The organism is Pseudomonas sp. NPDC077186 (genome assembly GCF_044543505.1).
In the GTDB taxonomy this organism is placed as follows: Bacteria; Pseudomonadota; Gammaproteobacteria; order Pseudomonadales; family Pseudomonadaceae; genus Aquipseudomonas.
On record NZ_JBITWE010000001.1, the window covers coordinates 1,584,311 to 1,604,963 of the forward strand.

16 protein-coding genes are annotated in these 20,653 nt (G+C 69.5%); 9 read left to right on the forward strand and 7 right to left on the reverse strand.

Translation table 11 applies throughout. The annotated features are described in order from the left end of the window. Nucleotides 1-75 precede the first annotated feature (75 nt). Together ACIGKL_RS07495 and ACIGKL_RS07500 are read right to left on the reverse strand one after the other, a co-directional pair. Nucleotides 76-462 (reverse strand): DUF2946 domain-containing protein, encoded by a 387-nt coding sequence (locus ACIGKL_RS07495; RefSeq protein ID WP_397486035.1) that lies wholly within the window; start codon nucleotides 460-462, stop codon nucleotides 76-78. Between the two features lie 72 nt (nucleotides 463-534). Continuing rightward, nucleotides 535-1,452 carry a LysR family transcriptional regulator gene (locus ACIGKL_RS07500; protein ID WP_397486036.1) on the reverse strand — a complete coding sequence of 306 codons (918 nt, stop codon included), beginning with the start codon at nucleotides 1,450-1,452 and terminating at the stop codon, nucleotides 535-537. Nucleotides 1,453-1,554: 102 nt separating this feature from the next. Between ACIGKL_RS07500 and ACIGKL_RS07505 the strand changes: the two genes are divergently transcribed. The 3 genes from ACIGKL_RS07505 to ACIGKL_RS07515 all read left to right on the forward strand — a co-directional run bounded on the left by ACIGKL_RS07505 (nucleotide 1,555) and on the right by ACIGKL_RS07515 (nucleotide 4,227). Then, nucleotides 1,555-2,571 (forward strand): zinc-binding alcohol dehydrogenase family protein, encoded by a 1,017-nt coding sequence (locus ACIGKL_RS07505; protein ID WP_397486037.1) that lies wholly within the window; start codon nucleotides 1,555-1,557, stop codon nucleotides 2,569-2,571. A 77-nt stretch (nucleotides 2,572-2,648) separates the two neighbouring features. Continuing rightward, nucleotides 2,649-4,016, forward strand: coding sequence for a PAS domain S-box protein (locus ACIGKL_RS07510; protein ID WP_397486038.1), 1,368 nt, complete (start codon nucleotides 2,649-2,651; stop codon nucleotides 4,014-4,016). A gap of 31 nt (nucleotides 4,017-4,047) precedes the next feature. Beyond that, the gene (locus tag ACIGKL_RS07515) at nucleotides 4,048-4,227 is read left to right on the forward strand and encodes a hypothetical protein (RefSeq protein WP_397486039.1); all 180 of its coding nucleotides are present in this window, start codon (nucleotides 4,048-4,050) and stop codon (nucleotides 4,225-4,227) included. Here the strand turns inward: ACIGKL_RS07515 and ACIGKL_RS07520 are convergent. Beyond that, complete coding sequence (locus ACIGKL_RS07520) at nucleotides 4,224-4,859, reverse strand: TetR family transcriptional regulator (RefSeq protein ID WP_397486040.1); 636 nt, start codon at nucleotides 4,857-4,859, stop codon at nucleotides 4,224-4,226. The genes ACIGKL_RS07515 and ACIGKL_RS07520 overlap by 4 nt on opposite strands. Before the next feature lie 180 nt (nucleotides 4,860-5,039). On the opposite strand from ACIGKL_RS07520, the gene ACIGKL_RS07525 reads away from it, so the two are divergent. Genes ACIGKL_RS07525 through adeC form a run of 3 tightly spaced genes read left to right on the forward strand, consistent with a single transcriptional unit; the run spans nucleotide 5,040 to nucleotide 10,776 of the window. Beyond that, nucleotides 5,040-6,188, forward strand: coding sequence for an efflux RND transporter periplasmic adaptor subunit (locus ACIGKL_RS07525; RefSeq protein ID WP_397486041.1), 1,149 nt, complete (start codon nucleotides 5,040-5,042; stop codon nucleotides 6,186-6,188). Nucleotides 6,189-6,202: 14 nt separating this feature from the next. Continuing rightward, nucleotides 6,203-9,346: an efflux RND transporter permease subunit gene (locus ACIGKL_RS07530; RefSeq protein ID WP_397486042.1), complete on the forward strand. Its 3,144-nt coding sequence runs from the start codon at nucleotides 6,203-6,205 to the stop codon at nucleotides 9,344-9,346. After that, nucleotides 9,343-10,776 carry an AdeC/AdeK/OprM family multidrug efflux complex outer membrane factor gene (adeC, locus tag ACIGKL_RS07535; RefSeq protein WP_397486043.1) on the forward strand — a complete coding sequence of 478 codons (1,434 nt, stop codon included), beginning with the start codon at nucleotides 9,343-9,345 and terminating at the stop codon, nucleotides 10,774-10,776. The genes ACIGKL_RS07530 and adeC overlap by 4 nt, the downstream gene beginning before the upstream one ends. Nucleotides 10,777-10,991: 215 nt before the next feature. Here adeC and ACIGKL_RS07540 read toward each other — a convergent pair whose 3' ends face one another. The 3 genes from ACIGKL_RS07540 to ACIGKL_RS07550 all read right to left on the reverse strand — a co-directional run bounded on the left by ACIGKL_RS07540 (nucleotide 10,992) and on the right by ACIGKL_RS07550 (nucleotide 16,544). Further along, complete coding sequence (locus tag ACIGKL_RS07540; protein WP_397486044.1) at nucleotides 10,992-12,164, reverse strand: multidrug effflux MFS transporter; 1,173 nt, start codon at nucleotides 12,162-12,164, stop codon at nucleotides 10,992-10,994. Between the two features lie 80 nt (nucleotides 12,165-12,244). Further along, entirely contained in the window at nucleotides 12,245-15,388 is a 3,144-nt protein-coding gene (locus tag ACIGKL_RS07545) for an efflux RND transporter permease subunit (protein ID WP_397486045.1), read from the reverse strand. A gap of 4 nt (nucleotides 15,389-15,392) precedes the next feature. Then, a complete protein-coding gene (locus ACIGKL_RS07550; RefSeq protein WP_397486046.1) occupies nucleotides 15,393-16,544 on the reverse strand; it encodes an efflux RND transporter periplasmic adaptor subunit in 1,152 nt (383 codons plus the stop codon). Nucleotides 16,545-16,678: 134 nt separating this feature from the next. Between ACIGKL_RS07550 and ACIGKL_RS07555 the strand changes: the two genes are divergently transcribed. Further along, entirely contained in the window at nucleotides 16,679-17,299 is a 621-nt protein-coding gene (locus ACIGKL_RS07555; RefSeq protein WP_397486047.1) for a TetR family transcriptional regulator, read from the forward strand. 75 nt (nucleotides 17,300-17,374) lie between these two features. Here the strand turns inward: ACIGKL_RS07555 and ACIGKL_RS07560 are convergent, their stop codons facing one another. Continuing rightward, nucleotides 17,375-17,572 (reverse strand): heavy-metal-associated domain-containing protein, encoded by a 198-nt coding sequence (locus tag ACIGKL_RS07560; RefSeq protein ID WP_397486048.1) that lies wholly within the window; start codon nucleotides 17,570-17,572, stop codon nucleotides 17,375-17,377. A gap of 139 nt (nucleotides 17,573-17,711) precedes the next feature. Between ACIGKL_RS07560 and ACIGKL_RS07565 the strand changes: the two genes are divergently transcribed. Next, nucleotides 17,712-18,104, forward strand: coding sequence for a hypothetical protein (locus ACIGKL_RS07565; protein WP_397486049.1), 393 nt, complete (start codon nucleotides 17,712-17,714; stop codon nucleotides 18,102-18,104). A 63-nt stretch (nucleotides 18,105-18,167) separates the two neighbouring features. After that, the gene (locus ACIGKL_RS07570) at nucleotides 18,168-20,552 is read left to right on the forward strand and encodes a heavy metal translocating P-type ATPase (protein ID WP_397486050.1); all 2,385 of its coding nucleotides are present in this window, start codon (nucleotides 18,168-18,170) and stop codon (nucleotides 20,550-20,552) included. The last annotated feature ends 101 nt before the right edge of the window (nucleotides 20,553-20,653 follow it).

The window sequence follows — 20,653 nt, forward strand, 5'->3', positions numbered from 1 at the left end:
GTTCTCCAGCGTCGCGCACATGCCGCGCGACGCACTATTCGCATGGTGGGGAATGCCCCGCCAGGGGCAGGCCGATCAGGCGAACAACGGAGAAGCGCGGGGATTGGCCGATGGCCAGAGGTAGCGGACGGGGCGATGGACGTCGAAGGTGACGCTGGGTAGCGTACGGCTGGCCAGCAACAGGCCGAGCAGGCCGAAGAAGGCGGCGAGAATGATGGCGCTGAAGCTGCTGCTCAGGGCGCAACCGGAGCCGGTGGCCGGACTGGGCGCGACGATGCCTGCGCCGTCGAGATCGGCGCCGGCGCCGAAATTGCCCTCGAAGGAGCAGTACTGGCCATCCAGCCCGCTGAGCTGCAGGCCGGCCATCTGGCCGTGGCTGATGGCGCAGACGAACGCACTGAACAGGATGCTGAAGTACAGCAGCCAGGCGGTCAGCGAGCGGTGTTTGCGGGCCAGGTTCATGGGGCGCGACTCTAAACAGGCGATGGCGGCGCGACACTGTGGCGGATTGCCGCATACGCGCTTAGCGCAAGCCTAGTCGCGCCAGGGGGCCTGCGCCAGCAGCTCGGCACAGCGCGCCTGGACGAACTCGCGCAGCAGGTGCACCGGCCGGCTCAGATGCGCGCGGTGGGCGCAGACCAGGTTGAGCGGGGTCGGCTCGCCGCGCCACTGCGGCAACAGCACCTGCAGCCGCCCGGCGCGCACGTCGCCGGCCACATCCAGCCAGGACTTGTACACCAGCCCCTGCCCCGCCACCGCCCAGCGGCGCACCACGTCGGCATCGTCGCTGACCCGGTCGCCGGCGACCGTCAGGGCGATTTCGCGCTTGCCGCTGTGCAAGCGCCAGCGCTCGTGCACCCGCCCGCCGAGCATATAGAGCAGGCAGTTGTGCTCGGCCAGCGCCTCCGGCGTCTGCGGCGCGCCATGCCGCGCCAGGTAGGCCGGCGCGGCGCACAGCACGCGGCGGTTGTCCGCTGCCAGCGGCAGCGCCACCAGGCTGGAATCTTCCGGCGCACCGTAGCGCAGGGCAATGTCCACCGGCTCGCGGAATAGATCGGCGACGCGGTCGCCCAGCAGCAGGCGCAGGTGCAGCTGCGGATGCTCACGCTGGAACTCGTCGAGCCAGGGCAGCAGGGTGTTGCGGCCGAAATCCGAGGGCGCCGACAGCTGCAGCACGCCGCCGATCCCGGCCTTGCTGCCGGCCAGTTGCCGGCGGCCGTCCTCCAGGCTGTGCAGGGCCAGGCGCGCATGGCCGAGAAACAGCTCGCCCTCCGGGGTCAGGCGCAGGCTGCGGGTGGAGCGGGCCAGCAGACGCACCTGCAGCTGCTGTTCCAGGCGCTTGAGCGCGGCGCTGGCCACCGCCGGCGACACCTCCAGCAGGCGCGCCGCGGCGGACAGGCTGCCGGTCTCGGCAGTGCGGACGAAGAGTTGCAGGTCGTCGAAACGCAGCATGATTTTCAAAAAAACAATGAAAGAGACTCTATTCCTACCCGCTTTTTCGCCTTTGTGAAATAGCCGAGCATGACGCCACCTTCTCTTACGGAGCCAGCCCCGATGAAAGCCGTCGCCTATTACCAGTCCCTGCCCGCCGAGCATCCCGACGCCCTGCAGGATGTCGAACTGCCCGCGCCCACCCCCGGCCCGCGCGACCTGCTGGTGGCAGTGCAGGCCATCTCGGTCAACCCGGTGGACACCAAGATCCGCCGCAACGTCGCCCCGGAACAGGGCGCGGCCAAGGTACTGGGCTGGGACGCCGCCGGCGTGGTGCAGGCGGTGGGCAGCGAGGTGAGCCTGTTCCGGCCCGGCGACCGGGTGTTCTACGCCGGTGCCATCGACCGCGCCGGGGCCAACAGCGAGCTGCACCTGGTCGACGAACGCATCGTCGGCCGCATGCCCGCCAGCCTGTCGTTCGCCGAGGCGGCCGCCCTGCCGCTGACCGCGATCACCGCCTGGGAACTGCTGTTCGAGCGCCTGCAGGTCGGCGAAGGCCGGGCCAGCCAGGGCCAGAGCCTACTGATCGTCGGCGCCGCCGGCGGGGTCGGTTCGATCCTGGTGCAGCTGGCGCGCCAGCTCACCGAACTGCAGGTGATCGCCACCGCCTCGCGCCCGCAGACCCAGGCCTGGGTGCGCGAACTGGGCGCCCATCAGGTGCTCGACCACAGCCAGCCGCTGGCCGCGGAACTGGCGCGCCTCGGTCTCGGCCAGGTCAGCCACGTCGCCAGCCTGACCCAGACCGACCAGCACTACGCCCAGCTGGTCGAGGCCCTGGCGCCGCAGGGCCGCCTGGCGCTGATCGACGACCCGGCTCAGCCGCTGGACGTGATGCAGCTCAAGCGCAAGAGCCTGTCGCTGCACTGGGAGCTGATGTTCACCCGCTCGCTGTTCCACACCGAAGACATGATCGAGCAGCACCGCCTGCTGCAGCGGGTCTCCGCGCTGGTGGACAGCGGCGTGCTGAAGACCACCCTGGGCGAGCACTTCGGCCGCATCGACGCGGCCAACCTGCGCCGCGCCCACGCCCTGCTGGAAAGCGGCCAGGCGCGGGGCAAGATCGTCCTCGAAGGCTTTTGATAGCCTCTGGCCACCGCTCGCGATAGGCCGACTAGACTTGCCGGGGCGCCCGTTGGCGCCTCAGTGCGAGTTTCCTTATGCGTCGCAAACTGGCTCACCCCCTGTATCTGACCGCCATCTACTTCGCCTTCGGCGTGCTGTGGATCGTCTTCAGCGACGGCGCCCTGCAGGCCCTGGTCGCCGATCCCGGCCTGCAGACCGCCTGGCAGACCGCCAAGGGCCTGCTGTTCGTGACGCTCAGCAGCCTGCTGGTGTACGCCCTGACCCGCTACGCCCTGGCCCGGCAAGCGCGGCTTTACGATGCCCTGCAACTGCGCACGCGCATGCTGCAGCAGGCGCAGCGCAACGCCGCCCTTGGCAGCTGGGACTACGACGGCCAGTTCAGCTGGGGCGAGGAGGCCCTGGAGCTGCTCGGCCAGAGCGAAGCCGATGCGCCGCGCCATCTCGACCAGTTGCTCGCCCTGATCCATCCCGGCGACCGCCCGGCGGCGCGCCGCGCCCTGCTGGCGCTGCTGCAGGAAGGCCAGGCGCTGCACCTGAGCCTGCGCCTGCGCCAGTCGCGCGACAACGGCGAATACTGGCTGCTGTTGCACGGCGAGGCGGATCGCCCCGGCCATGCCCTCGGCACCCTGCAGAACATCAGCGCGCAGAAGCGCGACGAGCAGGCCCTGCGCGAGAGCGAGCAGCGCTTTCGCCAGCTGTTCGAGCAGACCCCGCGCATCGCCGTGCAGGGCTACGACCGCGAACGCCGAGTGATCTTCTGGAACCCGGCCAGCGAGCAGCTGTACGGCTACCGCCTGCAGGACGCCCTCGGCCGGCGCCTGGAGGAACTGATAGTGCCGGAGGCCGAGCGCCGCCAGGTGGCGGCGGCGATCCAGGCCTGGCACCTGGGCGGGCCGGTGATTCCCGCCGCCGAGATCCAGCTGCAGCGCCAGGACGGCAGCCTGGTCTGGGTGTTCTCCAGCCACGTGATGCTGCGCAACAGCCGCGGCCAGGCGGAGATGTATTGCATCGATATCGACCTCACCGAGCAGCGCCGCGCCCGCGACGAACTGCAGGTGTCCGAGCTGCGCTACCGCGAGCTGGTGCAGGAGATCGACGATGCCGTGTGCCTGACCGACAGCCAGGGCCGCCTGACGTTCCTCAACCCGGCCTGGGATCGCTTGAGCGGCCACCCCGGCCACAGCTGCCTGGGCCTGCCACTGGGCGACTACCTGCAGGATCCCGCGGGCGAGCCGCTGCAGGCGACCATCGCCGCCCTGCTCGCAGGCCACGGCGGCCAGTGGCAGGGCTCGGCCCTGCTGCTGCGCGCCGGCGCCGGGCCGCTACCGGTGAGCCTGCGCCTGGCCACCGGCAGCGAGCCGCGCCACGGCCTGCACGGCAGCCTGCGCGCCGATGGTCGGCTGTTTGATCCAGGTCAGGAAACTGCCACGCCGGCGGACTAAGATTGCTGCTCCCCCCAAGAGGTGGCGCAGCATGAACATCCTCATTCAGCCGCTGAATCGGGCCGACCAGACCCTCTGGCAGGTTCGCCTGGATCAACACAGCGTGAGCTTTCGCAGCGAAGGCGAGGCCCGCCAGTTCGTCGCCACCCTCGAGGCGCGCCTGCGCGCGCCGCATGCCCTGCCCTGGCGGCAGCACAGCCAGGCGAGCTAGGCCGGGCCGCGCAGCGCCGGGCTGCTGCGCAGCATGTCCAGCAGCGCGTCCACCAGCATCGGCGCCTGCGCGGCCAGGTCGAAGTCGGGCACCAGCAGCCAGTTGGCTTCCACCCCTTCCATATAGGCGTGCAGGCACACCGCCGCGCGCCGGCAGTCCAGCTGCGCCGGCAGCTGGCCGCGGCTCACCGCGTTGCCCAGGGCCTTGGCAATGCGCCGGTCGCACTCGGCGCTGAGCGCCTGCAGGCGTTCGCGCAGGCCGACCAGCTCGCCGGTGTACTCGCATTTGTAACGCAGGATGTCGTGGATGCGCCGGCTCTGCGCGTCCTGCGCCAGGCGCGTCAACGCCTTGACCAGCAGCTCGCGCATGCGCCCCAGCGGGTCCGGCTCATCCTCGCTCTCGCTGGCCCGGGCCAGTTCTTCCAGCGGCAAACGCAGGCGTTCGAGCATGGCCTGGAACAAGTCCAGCTTGTTGTCGAAATGCCAGTAGATGGCGCCGCGGCTGACCCCGGCGGCCTTGGCCACTTCCGCCAGGGAGGCGCGCGAAACGCCCTGGGCGTGGAACACCCGCTCGGCGGCGTCGAGTATCTGCACCCGCGTCGCTTCGGCTTCTTCTTTGGTTCGTCTGACCATTTTCCGCGCTTACCTGTATCGCCCAAGTGCCGCTCGCTAGAGCGGCCGGGCTGGAGTATGCAGGCAGTTTTAGGCATTTACAAACATTCACGCATGTAAGTATATTCCGCGTCATTGGTTCTCAGTTACCGCCCTCCTCTGCCCTTCGGGCACCAGATTCGACAAACGAGGTCACCTCAGATGCACACGAAGCCCGCCTTCGCCGTCATGGTTTCCGCCATCGCCGCGGCCATACTCAGCCTTTCCGGCTGCCAGGAAGCCAGCGCCCCGCAGGCCCAACAGGCCCCCGAAGTCGGGGTGGTGACGCTGCACGCGCAACCCTACGCCCTGACCAGCGAGCTGCCGGGCCGCACCAGCGCCTACCGTATCGCCGAGGTGCGCCCGCAGGTGGCGGGCATCATCCAGCAGCGCCTGTTCACCGAGGGCAGCGAGGTCAAGGCCGGTCAGCAGCTGTACCAGATCGATGCGGCCAGCTATCAGGCCAGCTTCAAGAGCGCCCAGGCCAACCAGCTGTCGGCCAGCGCCCTGGCCGAGCGCTACAAGCTGCTGGTGGCCGACCGGGCCGTCAGCCAGCAGGCCTACGACGAGGCGCGCGCCGCCAGCCTGCAGGCCGAGGCGGCGCTGGAGCAGGCGCGCATCGACCTGCGCTACACCAAGGTGCTGGCACCGATCGGCGGCCGCATCGGCCGATCCGCGGCCAGCGAAGGCGCTCTGGTGAGCAATGGCCAGGCCGGCGCCCTGGCCACCATCCAGCAGCTCGATCCGATCTACGTCGACGTCACCCAGTCGAGCAAGGAGCTGCTGCGCCTGCGCCGCGACCTGGCCAGCGGCCAGTTGCAGCAGGCCGGCGACGGCGGTGCCAAGGTCGCGCTGAAGCTGGAGGACGGCAGCCGCTATGGCCACGAGGGCAGCCTGGAGTTCTCCGAAGTGGCGGTGGACGAAGGCACCGGCTCGGTGACCCTGCGCGCGGTGTTCCCCAACCCCGACCACCTGCTGCTGCCGGGCATGTTCGTGCATGCCGAGCTGCTCTCCGGGGTCAGGCAGGACGCCATCCTCGCCCCGCAGCAGGGCGTGACGCGCAACCTCAAGGGCGAGCCGGTGGCGCTGGTGGTAGGCGCCGACGGCAAGGTCGAGCAGCGCCTGCTCAAGGCCGAGCGCACCGCCGGCAACGCCTGGCTGGTCGAGGAAGGCCTGGCCGAGGGTGACCGCCTGATCACCGAGGGCCTGCAGTTCATCCAGCCCGGCATCGCGGTCAAGGCCGTGCCGGCACGCAATATCAAGGCCGACGAGGTGGCGCAGGACGCCGCCCCGAGCAACGGCAAGGGCTAACGGAGCGCCACTGAATGTCCAGATTCTTTATCGACCGGCCGATCTTCGCCTGGGTCATCGCCCTGGTGATCATGCTGGCCGGCGGCCTGTCCATCCTCAAGCTGCCGATCAACCAGTACCCGAGCATCGCCGCGCCCGCGGTAGGTATCAGCGTCAGCTACCCCGGCGCCTCGGCGCAGACGGTGCAGGACACCGTGGTGCAGGTGATCGAGCAGCAGCTCAACGGCATCGACGGCCTGCGCTACATCAACTCGTCGAGCAACTCCGACGGCAGCATGGAAATCACCGTGACCTTCGAGCAGGGGGTCAACCCGGACATCGCCCAGGTGCAGGTGCAGAACAAGCTGCAGCTGGCCACCCCGCTGCTGCCGCAGGAAGTGCAGCAGCAGGGCATCCGCGTGACCAAGGCGGTGAAGAACTTCCTGCTGGTGATCGGCGTGGTGTCGAAAGACGGCAGCATGAGCAAGGACGACCTGGCCAACTACATCGTCTCCAACCTGCAGGACCCGATCTCGCGCACCAAGGGCGTCGGCGACTTCCAGGTGTTCGGCGCGCAGTACGCCATGCGCATCTGGCTCGACCCGGCCAGGCTCAATAGCTTCCAGCTGACCCCGGTGGACGTGCGCAGCGCCATCCAGGCGCAGAACGTGCAGATTTCCTCCGGCCAGTTCGGCGGCCTGCCCGCCTCGCCGGGCAACCAGCTCAACGCCACCATCATCGGCAAGACCCGCCTGCAGACCCCCGAGGAGTTCCGCAACATCCTCCTCAAGGTCGAGGCCGACGGTTCCCAGGTGCGCCTGGGCGACGTCGCCAAGGTCGAGCTGGGCGGCGAGAACTACGCCATCAGCGCGCAGTTCAACGGCATGCCGGCGTCCGGCCTGGCGATCAAGCTGGCCACCGGCGCCAACGCCCTGGACACCGCCAAGGCGGTGCGCGAGACCATCGCCACGCTGGAGCCGTTCTTCCCGGCGGGCATGGAGGTGGTCTTCCCCTACGACACCACGCCGGTGATCTCGGCCTCCATCGAGGGGGTGGTGCACACCCTGTTCGAGGCCATCGCCCTGGTGTTCCTGGTGATGTTCCTGTTCCTGCAGAACCTGCGCGCCACCATCATCCCCACCCTGGCGGTGCCGGTGGTGCTGCTCGGCACCTTCGGCGTGCTGGCGGCGTTCGGCTTCTCCATCAACACCCTGACCATGTTCGCCATGGTCCTGGCCATCGGCCTGCTGGTGGACGACGCCATCGTGGTGGTGGAGAACGTCGAGCGGGTGATGCGCGAGGAGGGCCTGTCGCCGCTGGAGGCCACACGCAAATCCATGGGCCAGATCCAGGGCGCGCTGGTCGGCATCGCCCTGGTGCTGTCGGCGGTGTTCCTGCCGATGGCCTTCTTCGGCGGCTCCACCGGGGTGATCTACCGGCAGTTCTCCATCACCATCGTCTCGGCCATGGCCCTGTCGGTGCTGGTGGCACTGATCTTCACCCCGGCGCTGTGCGCCACCCTGCTCAAGCCCATCGCCAAGGGCGAGCACCATGAAGCACGCGGCTTCTTCGGCTGGTTCAACCGCACCTTCGAACGCAGCACCGACGCCTACCAGCGCGGCGTAGGCGCGATGCTCAAGCGCAAGGCGCCGTACCTCGTGCTGTACCTCGCTATCGTCGCTGTGATGGCCTTTATGTTTACCCGCATTCCCACCGCCTTCCTCCCCGAGGAAGACCAGGGCGTGCTGTTCGCCCAGGTGCAGACCCCGGCCGGCTCCAGCGCCGAGCGCACCCAGGCGGTGGTCGACGAGATGCGCCAGTACCTGCTGGACGAGGAAAGCAGCACGGTGAAATCGGTGTTCACCGTCACCGGCTTCAACTTCGCCGGCCGCGGGCAGAGCTCGGGCATGGCCTTCATCATGCTCAAGCCCTGGGGCGAACGGCCCGGCGCGGAGAACGGCGTGGCCGCCCTGGCGCAGCGCGCGCAGCAGCACTTCTTCAGCTTCCGCGACGCCATGGTGTTCGCCTTCGCCCCGCCGGCGGTGATGGAGCTGGGCAACGCCACCGGCTTCAACCTGTTCCTCCAGGATCAGGCCGGCGTCGGCCACGAGGTGCTCAACCAGGCGCGCGACCAGTTCCTCCAGCTGGCCAACCAGCACCCGCTGCTCGACAGCGTGCGCGCCAACGGCCTGCGCGACGAGCCGCAGTACCAGCTGCTGATCGACGACGAGAAGGCCAGCGCCCTCGGCCTGTCGCTGGCGGATATCAACAGCACCCTGTCGATCGCCTGGGGCGCCAGCTACGTCAACGACTTCATCGACCGCGGCCGGGTGAAGAAGGTCTACCTGCAGGGCCAGTCATCGGCGCGCATGAGCCCGGAAGACCTGAACAAGTGGTACGTGCGCAACGCCGCCGGGCAGATGGTGCCGTTCAGCGCCTTCGCCAGCGGCGAGTGGACCTATGGGCCGCCCAAGCTGAGCCGCTACAACGGCGTGTCGGCGGTGGAAATCCTCGGCGCGCCGGCGCCCGGCTTCAGCTCGGGCGACGCCATGGCCGCGGTGGAGGAAATCGCCAAGCAGCTGCCCGAAGGCGTCGGCTACGCCTGGACCGGGCTGTCCTACGAGGAGCGCCTGTCCGGCTCGCAGGCCCCGGCGCTGTACGCGCTGTCGCTGCTGGTGGTGTTCCTCTGCCTGGCGGCGCTGTACGAGAGCTGGTCGATTCCGTTCTCGGTGATGCTGGTGGTGCCGCTGGGGATCATCGGCGCGCTGCTGGCCACCTACGGCCGCGGGCTGTCCAACGACGTGTTCTTCCAGGTCGGCCTGCTCACCACCATCGGCCTGTCGGCGCGCAACGCGATCCTGATCGTCGAGTTCGCCAAGGCCCAGTACGAACAAGGCATGAGCCTGGTGGATGCGGCCATCGAAGCCTGCCGCATGCGTCTGCGCCCGATCGTCATGACCTCGCTGGCGTTCATCCTCGGCGTGCTGCCGCTGGCCATCGCCAGCGGCGCCGGCGCCGGCAGCAAGCACGCCATCGGCACCGGGGTGATCGGCGGCATGCTCAGCGCCCTGGTGCTGGCGATCTTCTGGATTCCGCTGTTCTACGTGCTGGTCTGCTCGCTGTTCGAGAAGAAGAAAAGCGAGCCGGCCGGCGAAACCGAAAAGGAGGCGCTGCAGTGAGGCAGTCCCTGTTGACCCTGGCCGTGACCGCCGCCCTGCTCGGCGGCTGCAGCCTGATTCCCGATTACCAGCGCCCGCACGCCCCGCTGGCCGCCGACTGGCCGCAGGGCGCGGCCTATGGCAGCGCCGCCAACGAAGGCAGCCGCACCGCCGCCGAACTGCAGTGGCGCGAGTTCTTCCGCGACCCGGCGCTGCAGCAGCTGGTGCAGCTGGCGCTGGAAAACAACCGCGACCTGCGCGTGGCCGCACTCAACGTCGAGGCCTACCGCGCGCTGTACCGCATCCAGCGCAGCGAGCTGCTGCCGTCGCTATCCGCCGACGGCAGCGGTACCCGCCAGCGCCTGCCGGCCGACCTCAGCCAGAACGGCGCGGCCAGCACCGGCGGCCAGTACAGCGCCACCCTGGGCGTCAACGCCTGGGAGCTGGATTTCTTCGGCCGCCTGCGCAGCCTCAACGAACAGGCGCTGCAGCAGTACCTGGCCACCGAACAGGCGGCGCGCAGCACCCAGATCAGCCTGGTGGCCAGCGTCGCCACTGCCTACCTGCAGTGGCAGGCCGATCTGGCCCTGCTGCAGCTGACCGAAGACACCCTGCAAACCTACGAGGACAGCTACCGCCTGACCCAGCGCAGCTTCGACGTCGGCGTCGCCGATGCCCTGGCCCTGAGCCAGGCGCGCAGCGCGGTGGACAGCGCGCGGGTAAGCCTGGCGCAGTACCGGCGCCTGGTGGCGCAGGACCGCAATGCCCTGACCCAGCTGCTCGGCAGCGGCCTGCCGGACGACCTGCCGCAGGGCCTGGCGCTCGACGCCGAGCTGCTCGAGAGCGTGCCGGCCGGGCTGCCGTCGGACCTGCTGCAACGACGTCCCGACCTGCTGCAGGCCGAGCACCAGCTCAAGGCGGCCAACGCCAATATCGGCGCGGCGCGCGCGGCCTTCTTCCCCAGCGTCAGCCTCACCGCCAATGCCGGCACCGCCAGCAGCCAACTGTCCGGGCTGTTCGACGGCGGCTCCGGCACCTGGCTGTTCCAGCCCAGCATCAGCCTGCCGATCTTCAACGCCGGGCGCCTGCGCGCCAACCTCGACTACGCCGAGCTGCAGAACGACATCCAGGTGGCGCAGTACGAGAAGGCCATCCAGGTGGCCTTCCAGGAAGTCGCCGACCGCCTCGCCGCCCGCACCACCTACCGCGAGCAGCTGGCGGCGCAGCGCGCCCTGCTGGACACCACCGAGACCTACTACCAACTGGCCGAGCGCCGCTACCGCACCGGGGTCGACAGCTACCTGACCCTGCTCGATGCCCAGCGCCAGCTGTTCAGCGTGCGCCAGCAGCTGATCGGCGACCGCCTGGCCCAGCTCGCCAGCGAAGTGGAACTGTACAAGGCCCTGGGTGGCGGCTGGAGCGCCGAGATCGGCGAGGTCCCGCAAGGCTAGGCCCGTAGGGTGCGCCGCGCGCACCAGTGATCTTTGGCCGGCACGGGTGGCCTGGGTGAGTTTCGCGAACGCCATGGTGCGCACAGCGCACCCTACGCTATCCGGGCAAGGGCTTTGCCAGGCTTTTCGTAGGGTGCGCCATGCGCACCAGCGATCTTGACCGGCACGAGTGGGCATGGATAAACGCTATTGGTGCGAGGCGGCCCCACGACACCCTACACGCTGGCGTAATCCCGACTTTTCCAGGCCAGCGCGCAAGTCCCGGCGCCGCACAGCGCGATCACCAACGCCATGGGCGCCGCCGTGCCGTCGTGCAGCGCGCCGACCAGGGCCGAGGCGCTGGCCGCCACGCTGAACTGCAGGCTGCCGAGCAGCGCCGAGGCACTGCCGGCGTGCTCGCCCTGGCCGGCCATGGCGCAGGCGGTGGCGTTGGGCAGGATGCTGCCGAGGCTGGCGACACAGACGAACAGCGGCACCAGCAACGGCCACAGGCTGGCCGGCTGCCAGGCCGCCAGCCCCAACAATGCCAGGCCGCTGGCCAGGTACAGCAGCACCATGCGCCGCAGCCAGCGGCCCGGCCCGCCACGGCGCACCAGGCGCGCGTTGACCTGCGCCATCAGCACGAAACCGGCGGCGTTGCTGCCGAACAGCCAGCCGTAGTGCTCGGCCGGCACGCCATACAGCTCGATGAAGACGAAGGGCGAGCCGGCGATATAGGCGAACATCCCGGCGATCGCCACGCCACCGAGCAGGGAATAGGTGACGAAGGCGCCATTGCCCAGCAGCGCCCGGTACTGCCCCAGCGCCCCGCGCAGCGGCGCCGGCTTGAAACCCTGCGGCCGCGTCTCCGGCAGCCACAGCAGCACCGCCAGCAGGCACAGGCCGGCGAACAGCGCCAGGCTATGGAAGATCCACGGCCAGCCCAGGGTGCCGAGCAACAGGCCGCCGCCCAGCGGCGCGAGGATAGGCGCCAGGCCCATCACCAGCATCAGTTGCGAGAACACCTTGGCCGAGGTCAGCGGGTCGCACAGGTCGCGCACCACCGCGCGGGTCACCACCATGCCGGCGCAGCCGCCCAGGGCCTGGACGAAGCGCGCGCCGATCAGCCACTCCAGGCTCGGCGCCAGGGCGCAGGCCAGCGACGCCGCGGTGAACAGCGTCACCCCCAGCAGCAGCGGGCCACGCCGACCGTAGCGGTCGGCCAGCGGGCCGTAGAACAGCTGACCGAGGGCGATGCCGACGAAGTAGGCGGCCAGCGACAGCTGCACGTGCTCGACGTCGGTGGCGAACTGCTGGGCCAGGGTCGGAAAGCTCGGCAGGTAGAAATCGATGGCCAGCGGGCCGAAGGCGCTCAGCGCGCCGAGGATCAGCAAGAGACGCAGGTTCATGAACAGTCCGGGTATTTATTAGCCGGCTAATCATCTCACCGACCCGCCCGCCCGGCAAAGCCCGGGCGGGCCGTCTTGCCTCACTCGGAGGTCTCGCCCTCGGCCCCCTCGACGCGCTTGCGCCCGCCGAGGCGCGCCGCCGCCGACTCCACCAGCAGGTAGAACATGGGGATCAGGAAGGTCGCCAGCAAGGTGGCGGCGAGCATGCCGCCGATCACCCCGGTGCCGATCGAGTGGCGGCTGGCCGAGCCGGCGCCGCTGCTGATGGCCAGCGGCACGCAGCCGAGGATAAAGGCCAGCGAGGTCATGACGATGGGGCGAAAACGCAGCTTGGCCGCCTCCAGCGCCGAGTCGAAGATGCCCTTGCCCTCGGCGCGCAGCAGCACGGCGAACTCGACGATGAGGATGGCGTTCTTCGCCGCCAGGCCGATCAGGGTGACCAGGCCGACCTGGAAGTACACGTCGTTCTGGATGCCGCGCAGCCACACCGCAAGGATCGCGCCGAACACCGCGAAGGGCACCGCGGTGACCACCGCCAGCGGCAGGGTCCAGCGTTCGTACTGGGCGGCGAGGATGAGGAACACCAGGATCAGGCCGAAGACGAAGGCCTGGGTGCCCGAGCCCTGGGTCGCCAACTCCTGGAAGGCCGAGCCGATCCAGCCCAGGCTGTAGTCCTCGCCGAGCACCTGGTCGGCCACCTCCTGCATCGCCGCCAGCGCCTGCCCGGAGCTGTAGCCGGGCGCAGGGCCGCCGAGCACCTTGGCCGAGGGGTAGACGTTGAAGCGGTCGTAGGAGTCCGGGCCGAGGATGCGCCGCACGCGCAGCAGGCTGGACAGCGGAATCAGCTCGCCGGCGCTGGAGCGCACGTAGACCTGGCCGAGGTCCTCGGGCTTGCGGCGAAACTCCGCCTCCGACTGCAGGCTGACCTGCCAGGTACGCCCGTAGAGGGTGAAGTCGTTGACGTAGTAGCTGCCGAAGGTGGCCTGCATGGCGGTGAACACGTCGCTGACGCTCACCCCCAAGGCGCGGGTCTTGGTGCGGTCGAGGTCGATGTAGTACTGCGGCACGTTGGCGCTGAAGGTGCTCTGCACCCCGGCCAGTTCCGGGCGCTGGCCGGCGGCCTGGACGAAGGCCTGGACCTTGGCGCCGAGCGCCTCGACGCTGCCGCCGGAGCGGTCCTGGATATAGGCCTCGAAGCCGCCGGTGGTGCTCATGCCGGTGATCGGCGGCGGGTTGAACGACAGCACGATGCCGTCCTTCTGCGCCGCGCCCATGCCCATGAACTCGCGGGTCAGGTTGCGCGCGTCGAGCTCGGCCGTGGTGCGCTCGCTCCAGTCCTTGAGCGGCACGAAGGACACCCCGGCGTTGCTGCGCACGCCGAAGGTGAGCACGTCGAAGCCGGCGAAGGTGACCACGTCCTGCACCGCCGGGTGCTCCATCAGCTGCTGGGTTACCGCGCCGCTGAGCGCGTCGGTGCGGTTGAGCGAGGCCGCCGGCGGCAGGTAGTAGGCATTGATCACGTAGCCCTGGTCCTCGTCCGGCACCAGCGAGCCGGGAACGCGGGAGAACAGCAGCACGATCAGGCCGATCATCCCGCCGAACAGCAGCAGGCCCATGGCCGAACGCTTGAGGAAGAAGCGCACGCCGGCGCCGTAGCCCTCGGTGGCCTTGTCGAAGAAGCGGTTGAAGGCGCGAAACGGCGCCGCCGGCTCGTGATGGCCGGGCTTGAGCAGCAACGCGCAGAGCGCTGGCGAGAGAGTCAGCGCGACTATGCCGGAGATCACCACCGACACCGCGATGGTGATGGCGAACTGTTTGTACATCTGCCCGGCCAGGCCGCCGAGGAAGCCCACCGGAATGAACACCGCGCAGAGCACCAGGACGATGGCGATGATCGGCCCGGTGACCTCCTCCATCGCCTCGATGGCCGCCTCGCGCGCCCCCAGGTGCTTGGTGCGCATCACCCGCTCGACGTTCTCGATCACCACGATGGCGTCGTCCACCACGATGCCGATGGCCAACACCATGCCGAACAGGGTCAGCAGGTTGATGGAAAAGCCCAACAGGTACATACCGGCGAAGGTGCCCACCAGCGACACCGGGATGGCCAGCACCGGGATCAGCGTGGCGCGCCAGTTCTGCAGGAACACGAAGACCACCAGCACCACCAGCACCAGGGCTTCGAAGAAGGTGTGGATCACCTCCTCGATGGACACCCGAACGAACTGGGTGGTGTCGTAGGGGATCTTGTAGGCGATGCCCTCGGGAAAGCGCTGCGCCAGGCGCTGCATGGTGCGTTCCACCGCCTCGGCGGTGTCCAGGGCGTTGGCGCCGGGCTGCAGGTAGATGCCGAAGGCGGCGTTCTGCTGGCCGTTGAGGGTAGTCACCAGCGAATAGTCCTGGGCGCCCAGCTCGACCCGCGCCACGTCCTTGAGCAGCAGGCTGGCGCCGGTGGCGTCGCTGCGCAGGATCACGCTCTCGAACTCCCTGGGATCGGTGAAGCGACCCTGGGTGGTCACGGTGTAGGTGAAGTCCTGCGCCTCCTTGAGCGGCTGCTGGCCGAAGCTGCCGGCGGCGAACTGCGAGTTCTGCTCGCGGATGGCATTGACCACGTCGGTGGGCGTCAGGTCGTACTGCGCCAGCTTGTCCGGGCGCAGCCAGATGCGCATGGAGTAGTCCTTGGAGCCGAACTGGCTGGCGTCGCCCACCCCGGGCAGGCGCTTGAGCTCGTCGATCACGTTGATCAGCGCGTAGTTGCTGATGAAGATCGGGTCGCGCGAGTCGTCCGGCGAATAGAGGGTGATCACCTGGAGGATGTCGGAGGACTTCTTCTCCACGTTGACCCCCTGCCGGCGCACCTCCTCGGGCAGCTTGGCCTGGGCGGCCTGCACCCGGTTGTTGACGTCGATGGTGGCCTGGTCGGGGTCGGTGCCCACCTCGAAGTACACGGTCAGGCTCATGGCGCCGCTGCTGGAGGAGTTGGACAGCTGGTAGATCATGCCCTCGACGCCGTTGATCTCCTGCTCCAGCGGCGCCGCCACGGTCTCGGCGATGACCTGGGCGCTGGCACCGGGGTAGCTGGCACTGACCGATACCTGCGGCGGCAGGATCTCCGGGTACTGGGCAATCGGCAGGGCGCGCATGGCGGCCAGGCCGGCCAGCACTATGACGATGGAAATGACGGTGGCGAACACCGGGCGGTCGATGAAGAAGCGCGAGATCATGGCGTCACTCCTGCGCCGTGGCTTGCGCCGGGGCTGCCTTGGCCTCCTCGACCTGCACCGGACTGTCCGGGCGCACCTTGGCCAGGCCGTCGACCACCACCCGGTCGCCCTCGCTGACGCCGGAGCTGATCAGCCAGCGGCCGCCGGCCGTATCGCCGGTGCCGACCTGGCGCATGCGCGCGATGCCCTGCTCGTCCACCACGTAGACGAAGGTGCCGCGCGGCCCCTGGGCCACCGCCCGCTCCGGCACGGTGATGGCGTCGGGCCGGGTCAGGCCCTTGACCAGCACCCGCACGAACTGTCCCGGCAGCAGCTTCTGCTCGGGGTTGGGCACCACGCCGCGGGCGCTGACGGTGCCGGTGCCGCGGTCGATCAGGCTGTCGGTGAAATCCACCTCGCCCTCCACCGGATAGGCCGAGCCGTCGCCGAACTGCACCTCGACGTTGAGCTTGCCGCTGGCCGGCGGCACCAGGCTGCCTTCGGACAACTCGCGACGCAGGCGTTCGGCCTCGGCGTCCGGGTAGGCGAAGTTGACGAAGATCGGGTCGAGCTGAGTGATCTGGGTGAGCAGGCTGGCGCTGGGATCGCCGGCGACGATCAGGCTGCCCTCGGAGACGCTTTCCTTGCTGGTGATGCCGGTGATCGGCGCCTTCACCGTGGTGTAGTCGAGGTCGATCTGGCGCGACTGCACCTCGGCCTGGGCGGCCTCGATATTGGCCTTGCTCTGCTCGAAGTTGGACACCGCATTGTCCAGCTCGCTCTCGCTGGCGAAGCCCTTCTTCTGCAGCTCGCGAATGCGCTTGAGGTCGCGCTCGGTCTGCCGGTAACGCGCCTGTTCCTGGGCCAGCGCGCCCTTGGCGCGGGCCAGCGCGGCCTGGTAGGGACGCGGGTCGATGCGAAACAGCAGCTGATCCTTCTGCACGCCGCTGCCTTCCTGGTAGGTGCGCTCCTGGAGGATGCCGCTGACCTGGGCCCGCACCTGTACCTCGCGATAGCCGGCGGTGCGCGCCGGGTACTCCAGCACCACCGGCAAGGCGCCGGCCTTGACCCGTTCCACGGTCACCGCCGGGGGTGGCGCGTCGGCACCCAGGGTGGCCAGCGGCAGCACGGCTAGACTCAGGGGCAACAGCGGACGGAACAGGCGAACGAACGACATGGGGCACTCCTTTCCTTGGCGACGCGCATGGCGCAGGGCGCGCGGACTCGCCAGTCACGCGGCGCCACCTGCTGGCACGGCAAAATCGGTAAACTCGGCACCACCAGAGCCTAGCCAGAATTGACCGGATCGCCATGCGCCGAACCAAAGAAGACGCGGAGAAAACCCGCTGCGCCATCCTCGCCGCCGCCGAGCTGCTGTTTCTCGAACAGGGCGTGGCCCATACCAGCCTGGAGCAGGTGGCGCGCCGTGCCGGGGTGACGCGCGGGGCGATCTACTGGCACTTCCAGAACAAGGCCCATCTGTTCCACGAAATGCTCAACCAGGTGCGCCTGCCCCTGGAGCCGCTGGCCGAACAGCTGGCGGCCGCCGACGGCCTGACCTCGCTGCAGATGCTGCGCGACCTGTGCGTCGAGGCCATGGCCCACCTGGCGCAGGACGCGCAGCGCCGGCGCATCTTCACCATCCTGCTGCGCCGCTGCGAATTCACCGAGGAGCTGCGCGAAGCCGAGGAGCGCCACGAGGCCTTTATCAACCAGTTCATCGCCCTGTGCGAACAGCAGTTCGCCCAGGCGGCGGTGCAGCCGCTGCTGCAGCCGGGGATGAGCCCGCGCCTGGCGGCGCGCACCCTGCACGCGCTGATCGTCGGCCTGTTCAGCGACTGGCTGCGCGACCCACAACTGTTCGACCCGCAACGCGACACCCCGGCCATGGTCGACGCCTGCTTCCGCGGCCTGCTGCGCAGTTGGCGGTAACTCGTCTCATCGCGAATCGATGGTGCGCGCGGCGCACCCTACGCGCCCCCGCGCGCCCCTAGGGTCGGCGGGCGATCAAGCCGGCTGCGCCTGGTAGCCCTCCTGACGAATCGCCGCCAGCAACTGCTCCTGGCTCAGCCGGCTGGCCACCCGCACTTCGCCGCCAGCCAGGTCGACCTGCACCTCGGCCGCAGCGTCCAGCGCCCGGATCGCCTCGCCGACGGCCCGCACGCAATGACCGCAGGACATGCCGCTCACCTTGAAAATCTGCATCTGTCACTCCTCGTTGGTTTGCTTGACGGCGTTCAGTCTCGAGCTTGCCACTGTGGCAAGGTCAAGCCCCCGGGCGCAGCGCGCTTGCCGATCCGGCTCGATGGGCCAAGCTCAATAGGTCTTCGAAAGGATCGCCGCCATGCGCCTCATCCCGCTGCTGCTCGCCGCCCTGCTGAACCCGCCACTCGCCGCCCAGCCGCTGGCGCCGTTGCCCGACACCGCCCAGGGCGAGGGCTATGCGGTGCTGATCGTCTCGCGCGAGCGCCTGGAGGTGGCCAGCCCCTGCGAGGTGGCGCTGTACCTGCAGGATCAGCTGGCGGCGCGCCTATACCAGGGCCAATCGGTGGCCTTCAACCTGCCGCCGGGCAGCGTTTCGCTGCGTCTCGGCCTGCAGGGCCCGGGCGCCTGCGGCCTGGGTATCGCCCAGCTCAGCGGCCAGGCGCTGCAACTGCAGGCCGGCGAGGTGCGCCGCTACCGCGTCGCCATGGACGGATCAGGCCTGCGCCTGCATGCCGCACCGCCGATGCACTGAAGCGCTTGACCTTACCATAGCGTCAAGGTTGATCCTGTAGCCCTCGCTACAGGGAGACCCAGCATGTCCAACCTCACCACCTACGACCTGCCGATCCAAGGCATGACCTGCGCCAGTTGCGCCGGCCGCGTCGAACGCGCCTTGCGCCAGCTGCCCGACGTGACCAGCGCCAGCGTCAACCTGGCCAGCGAACAGGCGCGCATCGAGGCGCCGGGCGACAGCCTGGACGGCCTGATCGCCGCGGTCGAGCGCGCCGGCTACCGGGTGCCGAGCCAGCCGCTGGAGCTGGCCATCGACGGCATGACCTGCGCCAGTTGCGTCGGCCGTATCGAGCGCGCCCTGCACCAGTTGCCCGGGGTGACCCGCGTCGCGGTCAACCTGGCCGACGAGAAAGCCCATCTGCAGGTGCTCGCCGGCTTCGACGTGCAGCTCGCCCTACGCGCCGTCGCCGCCGCCGGCTACCATGGCCGCCTGCTCGAGCAAGGCCCGTCCGAGACACACATGGCGCAAAAGCGCCTGCGCCGCGAACGCCTGCTGCTGCTTACCGCCATCGCCCTGACCCTGCCGCTGGTGCTGCCGATGCTGGTCGAGCCCTTCGGCCTGCACTGGATGCTGCCGGCCTGGGTGCAGTTCCTGCTGGCCACGCCGGTGCAGTTCGTGTTCGGCGCGCGCTTCTACCGCGCCGCCTGGCAAGCGCTCAGGTCCCGCGCCGGCAATATGGATCAGCTGGTGGCCATCGGCACCAGCGCCGGCTACGGTCTGAGCCTGTACCAGTGGGCGGTGACCCCGGCCGGCGGCATGCCGCACCTGTATTTCGAGGCCTCGGCGGTGATCATCAGCCTGATCCTGCTCGGCAAGTACCTGGAAAGCCGCGCCAAGCGCCAGACCGCCGGCGCCATCCGTGCCCTGCAGGCGCTGCGCCCCGATCGCGCCGTGCGCCTGGTCGACGGCCGCGAGCAGAGCGTGGCCATCGACGCCCTGGCGCTCGGTGACCGGGTCGTGGTCAAGCCGGGCGAGCGCTTCCCGGTGGACGGCCGGGTCGTCGAAGGCCACAGCCATGCCGACGAGGCGCTGATCAGCGGCGAGAGCCTGCCGGTGGCCAAGCAGCCGGGCGACAAGGTCACCGCCGGGGCGATCAACGGCGAAGGCCGCCTGCTGGTGGAAACCACCGCGCTCGGCGCGGAGACCGTGCTGGCGCGGATCATCCGTCTGGTGGAGGACGCCCAGGCGGCCAAGGCGCCGATCCAGAAGCTGGTGGATAAGGTCAGCCAGGTGTTCGTGCCGGCCGTGCTGCTGGTCGCCCTGGCCACCCTGCTCGGCTGGCTGGCGTTCGGCGCGCCGCTGCAGAGCGCCCTGCTCAACGCCGTGGCGGTGCTGGTGATCGCCTGCCCCTGCGCCCTCGGCCTGGCCACGCCGACCGCGATCATGGCCGGCACCGGCGTGGCCGCACGCCACGGCATCCTGATCAAGGACGCCCAGGCGCTGGAGGTGGCCCATGCGGTCGACACCCTCGCCTTCGACAAGACCGGCACCCTCACCGAGGGGCGCCCGCGTATCGTCCACCTCGGCCTCGCCGCGGCCGACGAAAGCGAACTGCTGCGCCTGGCCGGCGCCCTACAACAGGGCAGCGAGCACCCCTTGGCCAAGGCCGTGCTGCAACGCTGCGTCGAGCAAGGCCTGGCCTTGCCCGCACTGAGCGACAGCCGCGCGCTGGCCGGCCGCGGCATCGCCGGCACGGTCGAGGGCCGGGCGCTGCAACTGGGCAGCCATCGTTTGCTGGACGAGCAGCAGCTGGACGCAGGCGCGCTGGGTGAATCCGCCCGCGCCTGGGAAGCCGAGGGCCGCACCCTGTCCTGGCTGCTCGAGACCGGCGAATCGCCGCGCCTGCTCGGCCTGCTGGCCTTCGGCGACGCGCTCAAGCCGGGCGCGGCCGAGGCGGTCGAGCAGTTGCGCGGCCAGGGCATCGCCAGCCACCTGATCAGCGGCGACAACCGCGGCAGCGTCGCCGCCGTGGCCGGCGTGCTGGGCATCGACCAGGCCCACGCCGAGGTGCTGCCGGCGGACAAGGCGCGGCTGATCGGCGAGCTGCGCCAGCAGGGAACGGTGGCCATGGTCGGCGACGGCATCAACGACGCCCCGGCGCTGGCCGCCGCCGACGTCGGGATCGCCATGGGCGGCGGCACCGATGCGGCCATGCACGCCGCCGGCATCACCCTGATGCGCGGCGACCCGCGCTTGGTGCCTGCGGCGCTGGAGATCAGCCGACGCACCTACGCGAAGATCCGCCAGAACCTGTTCTGGGCCTTCATCTACAACCTGATCGGCATTCCGCTGGCCGCCGCCGGCCTGCTCAACCCGATGTTCGCCGGCGCCGCCATGGCCCTGTCCAGCGTCAGCGTGGTCGGCAATGCGCTGCTGCTGACCCGCTGGAAGCCGCAAGACTTGTAGGAGAAGGCTTACCCGCGCGGCGCCAGCCCAGGCGCCGCGGCGGTTTTTTTCATGACCCGGCGCATAGTATGGGAATGCCATCATTGAACCGCTGCCCGGCG

Coding starts and splice junctions, on each gene's coding strand:
- ACIGKL_RS07495 (WP_397486035.1), bottom strand. CDS start 462: ATGAACCTGGCCCGCAAACACCGCTCGCTGACCGCCTGGCTGCTGTAC.
- ACIGKL_RS07500 (WP_397486036.1), bottom strand. CDS start 1,452: ATGCTGCGTTTCGACGACCTGCAACTCTTCGTCCGCACTGCCGAGACC.
- ACIGKL_RS07505 (WP_397486037.1), top strand. CDS start 1,555: ATGAAAGCCGTCGCCTATTACCAGTCCCTGCCCGCCGAGCATCCCGAC.
- ACIGKL_RS07510 (WP_397486038.1), top strand. CDS start 2,649: ATGCGTCGCAAACTGGCTCACCCCCTGTATCTGACCGCCATCTACTTC.
- ACIGKL_RS07515 (WP_397486039.1), top strand. CDS start 4,048: ATGAACATCCTCATTCAGCCGCTGAATCGGGCCGACCAGACCCTCTGG.
- ACIGKL_RS07520 (WP_397486040.1), bottom strand. CDS start 4,859: ATGGTCAGACGAACCAAAGAAGAAGCCGAAGCGACGCGGGTGCAGATA.
- ACIGKL_RS07525 (WP_397486041.1), top strand. CDS start 5,040: ATGCACACGAAGCCCGCCTTCGCCGTCATGGTTTCCGCCATCGCCGCG.
- ACIGKL_RS07530 (WP_397486042.1), top strand. CDS start 6,203: ATGTCCAGATTCTTTATCGACCGGCCGATCTTCGCCTGGGTCATCGCC.
- ACIGKL_RS07540 (WP_397486044.1), bottom strand. CDS start 12,164: ATGAACCTGCGTCTCTTGCTGATCCTCGGCGCGCTGAGCGCCTTCGGC.
- ACIGKL_RS07545 (WP_397486045.1), bottom strand. CDS start 15,388: ATGATCTCGCGCTTCTTCATCGACCGCCCGGTGTTCGCCACCGTCATT.
- ACIGKL_RS07550 (WP_397486046.1), bottom strand. CDS start 16,544: ATGTCGTTCGTTCGCCTGTTCCGTCCGCTGTTGCCCCTGAGTCTAGCC.
- ACIGKL_RS07555 (WP_397486047.1), top strand. CDS start 16,679: ATGCGCCGAACCAAAGAAGACGCGGAGAAAACCCGCTGCGCCATCCTC.
- ACIGKL_RS07560 (WP_397486048.1), bottom strand. CDS start 17,572: ATGCAGATTTTCAAGGTGAGCGGCATGTCCTGCGGTCATTGCGTGCGG.
- ACIGKL_RS07565 (WP_397486049.1), top strand. CDS start 17,712: ATGCGCCTCATCCCGCTGCTGCTCGCCGCCCTGCTGAACCCGCCACTC.
- ACIGKL_RS07570 (WP_397486050.1), top strand. CDS start 18,168: ATGTCCAACCTCACCACCTACGACCTGCCGATCCAAGGCATGACCTGC.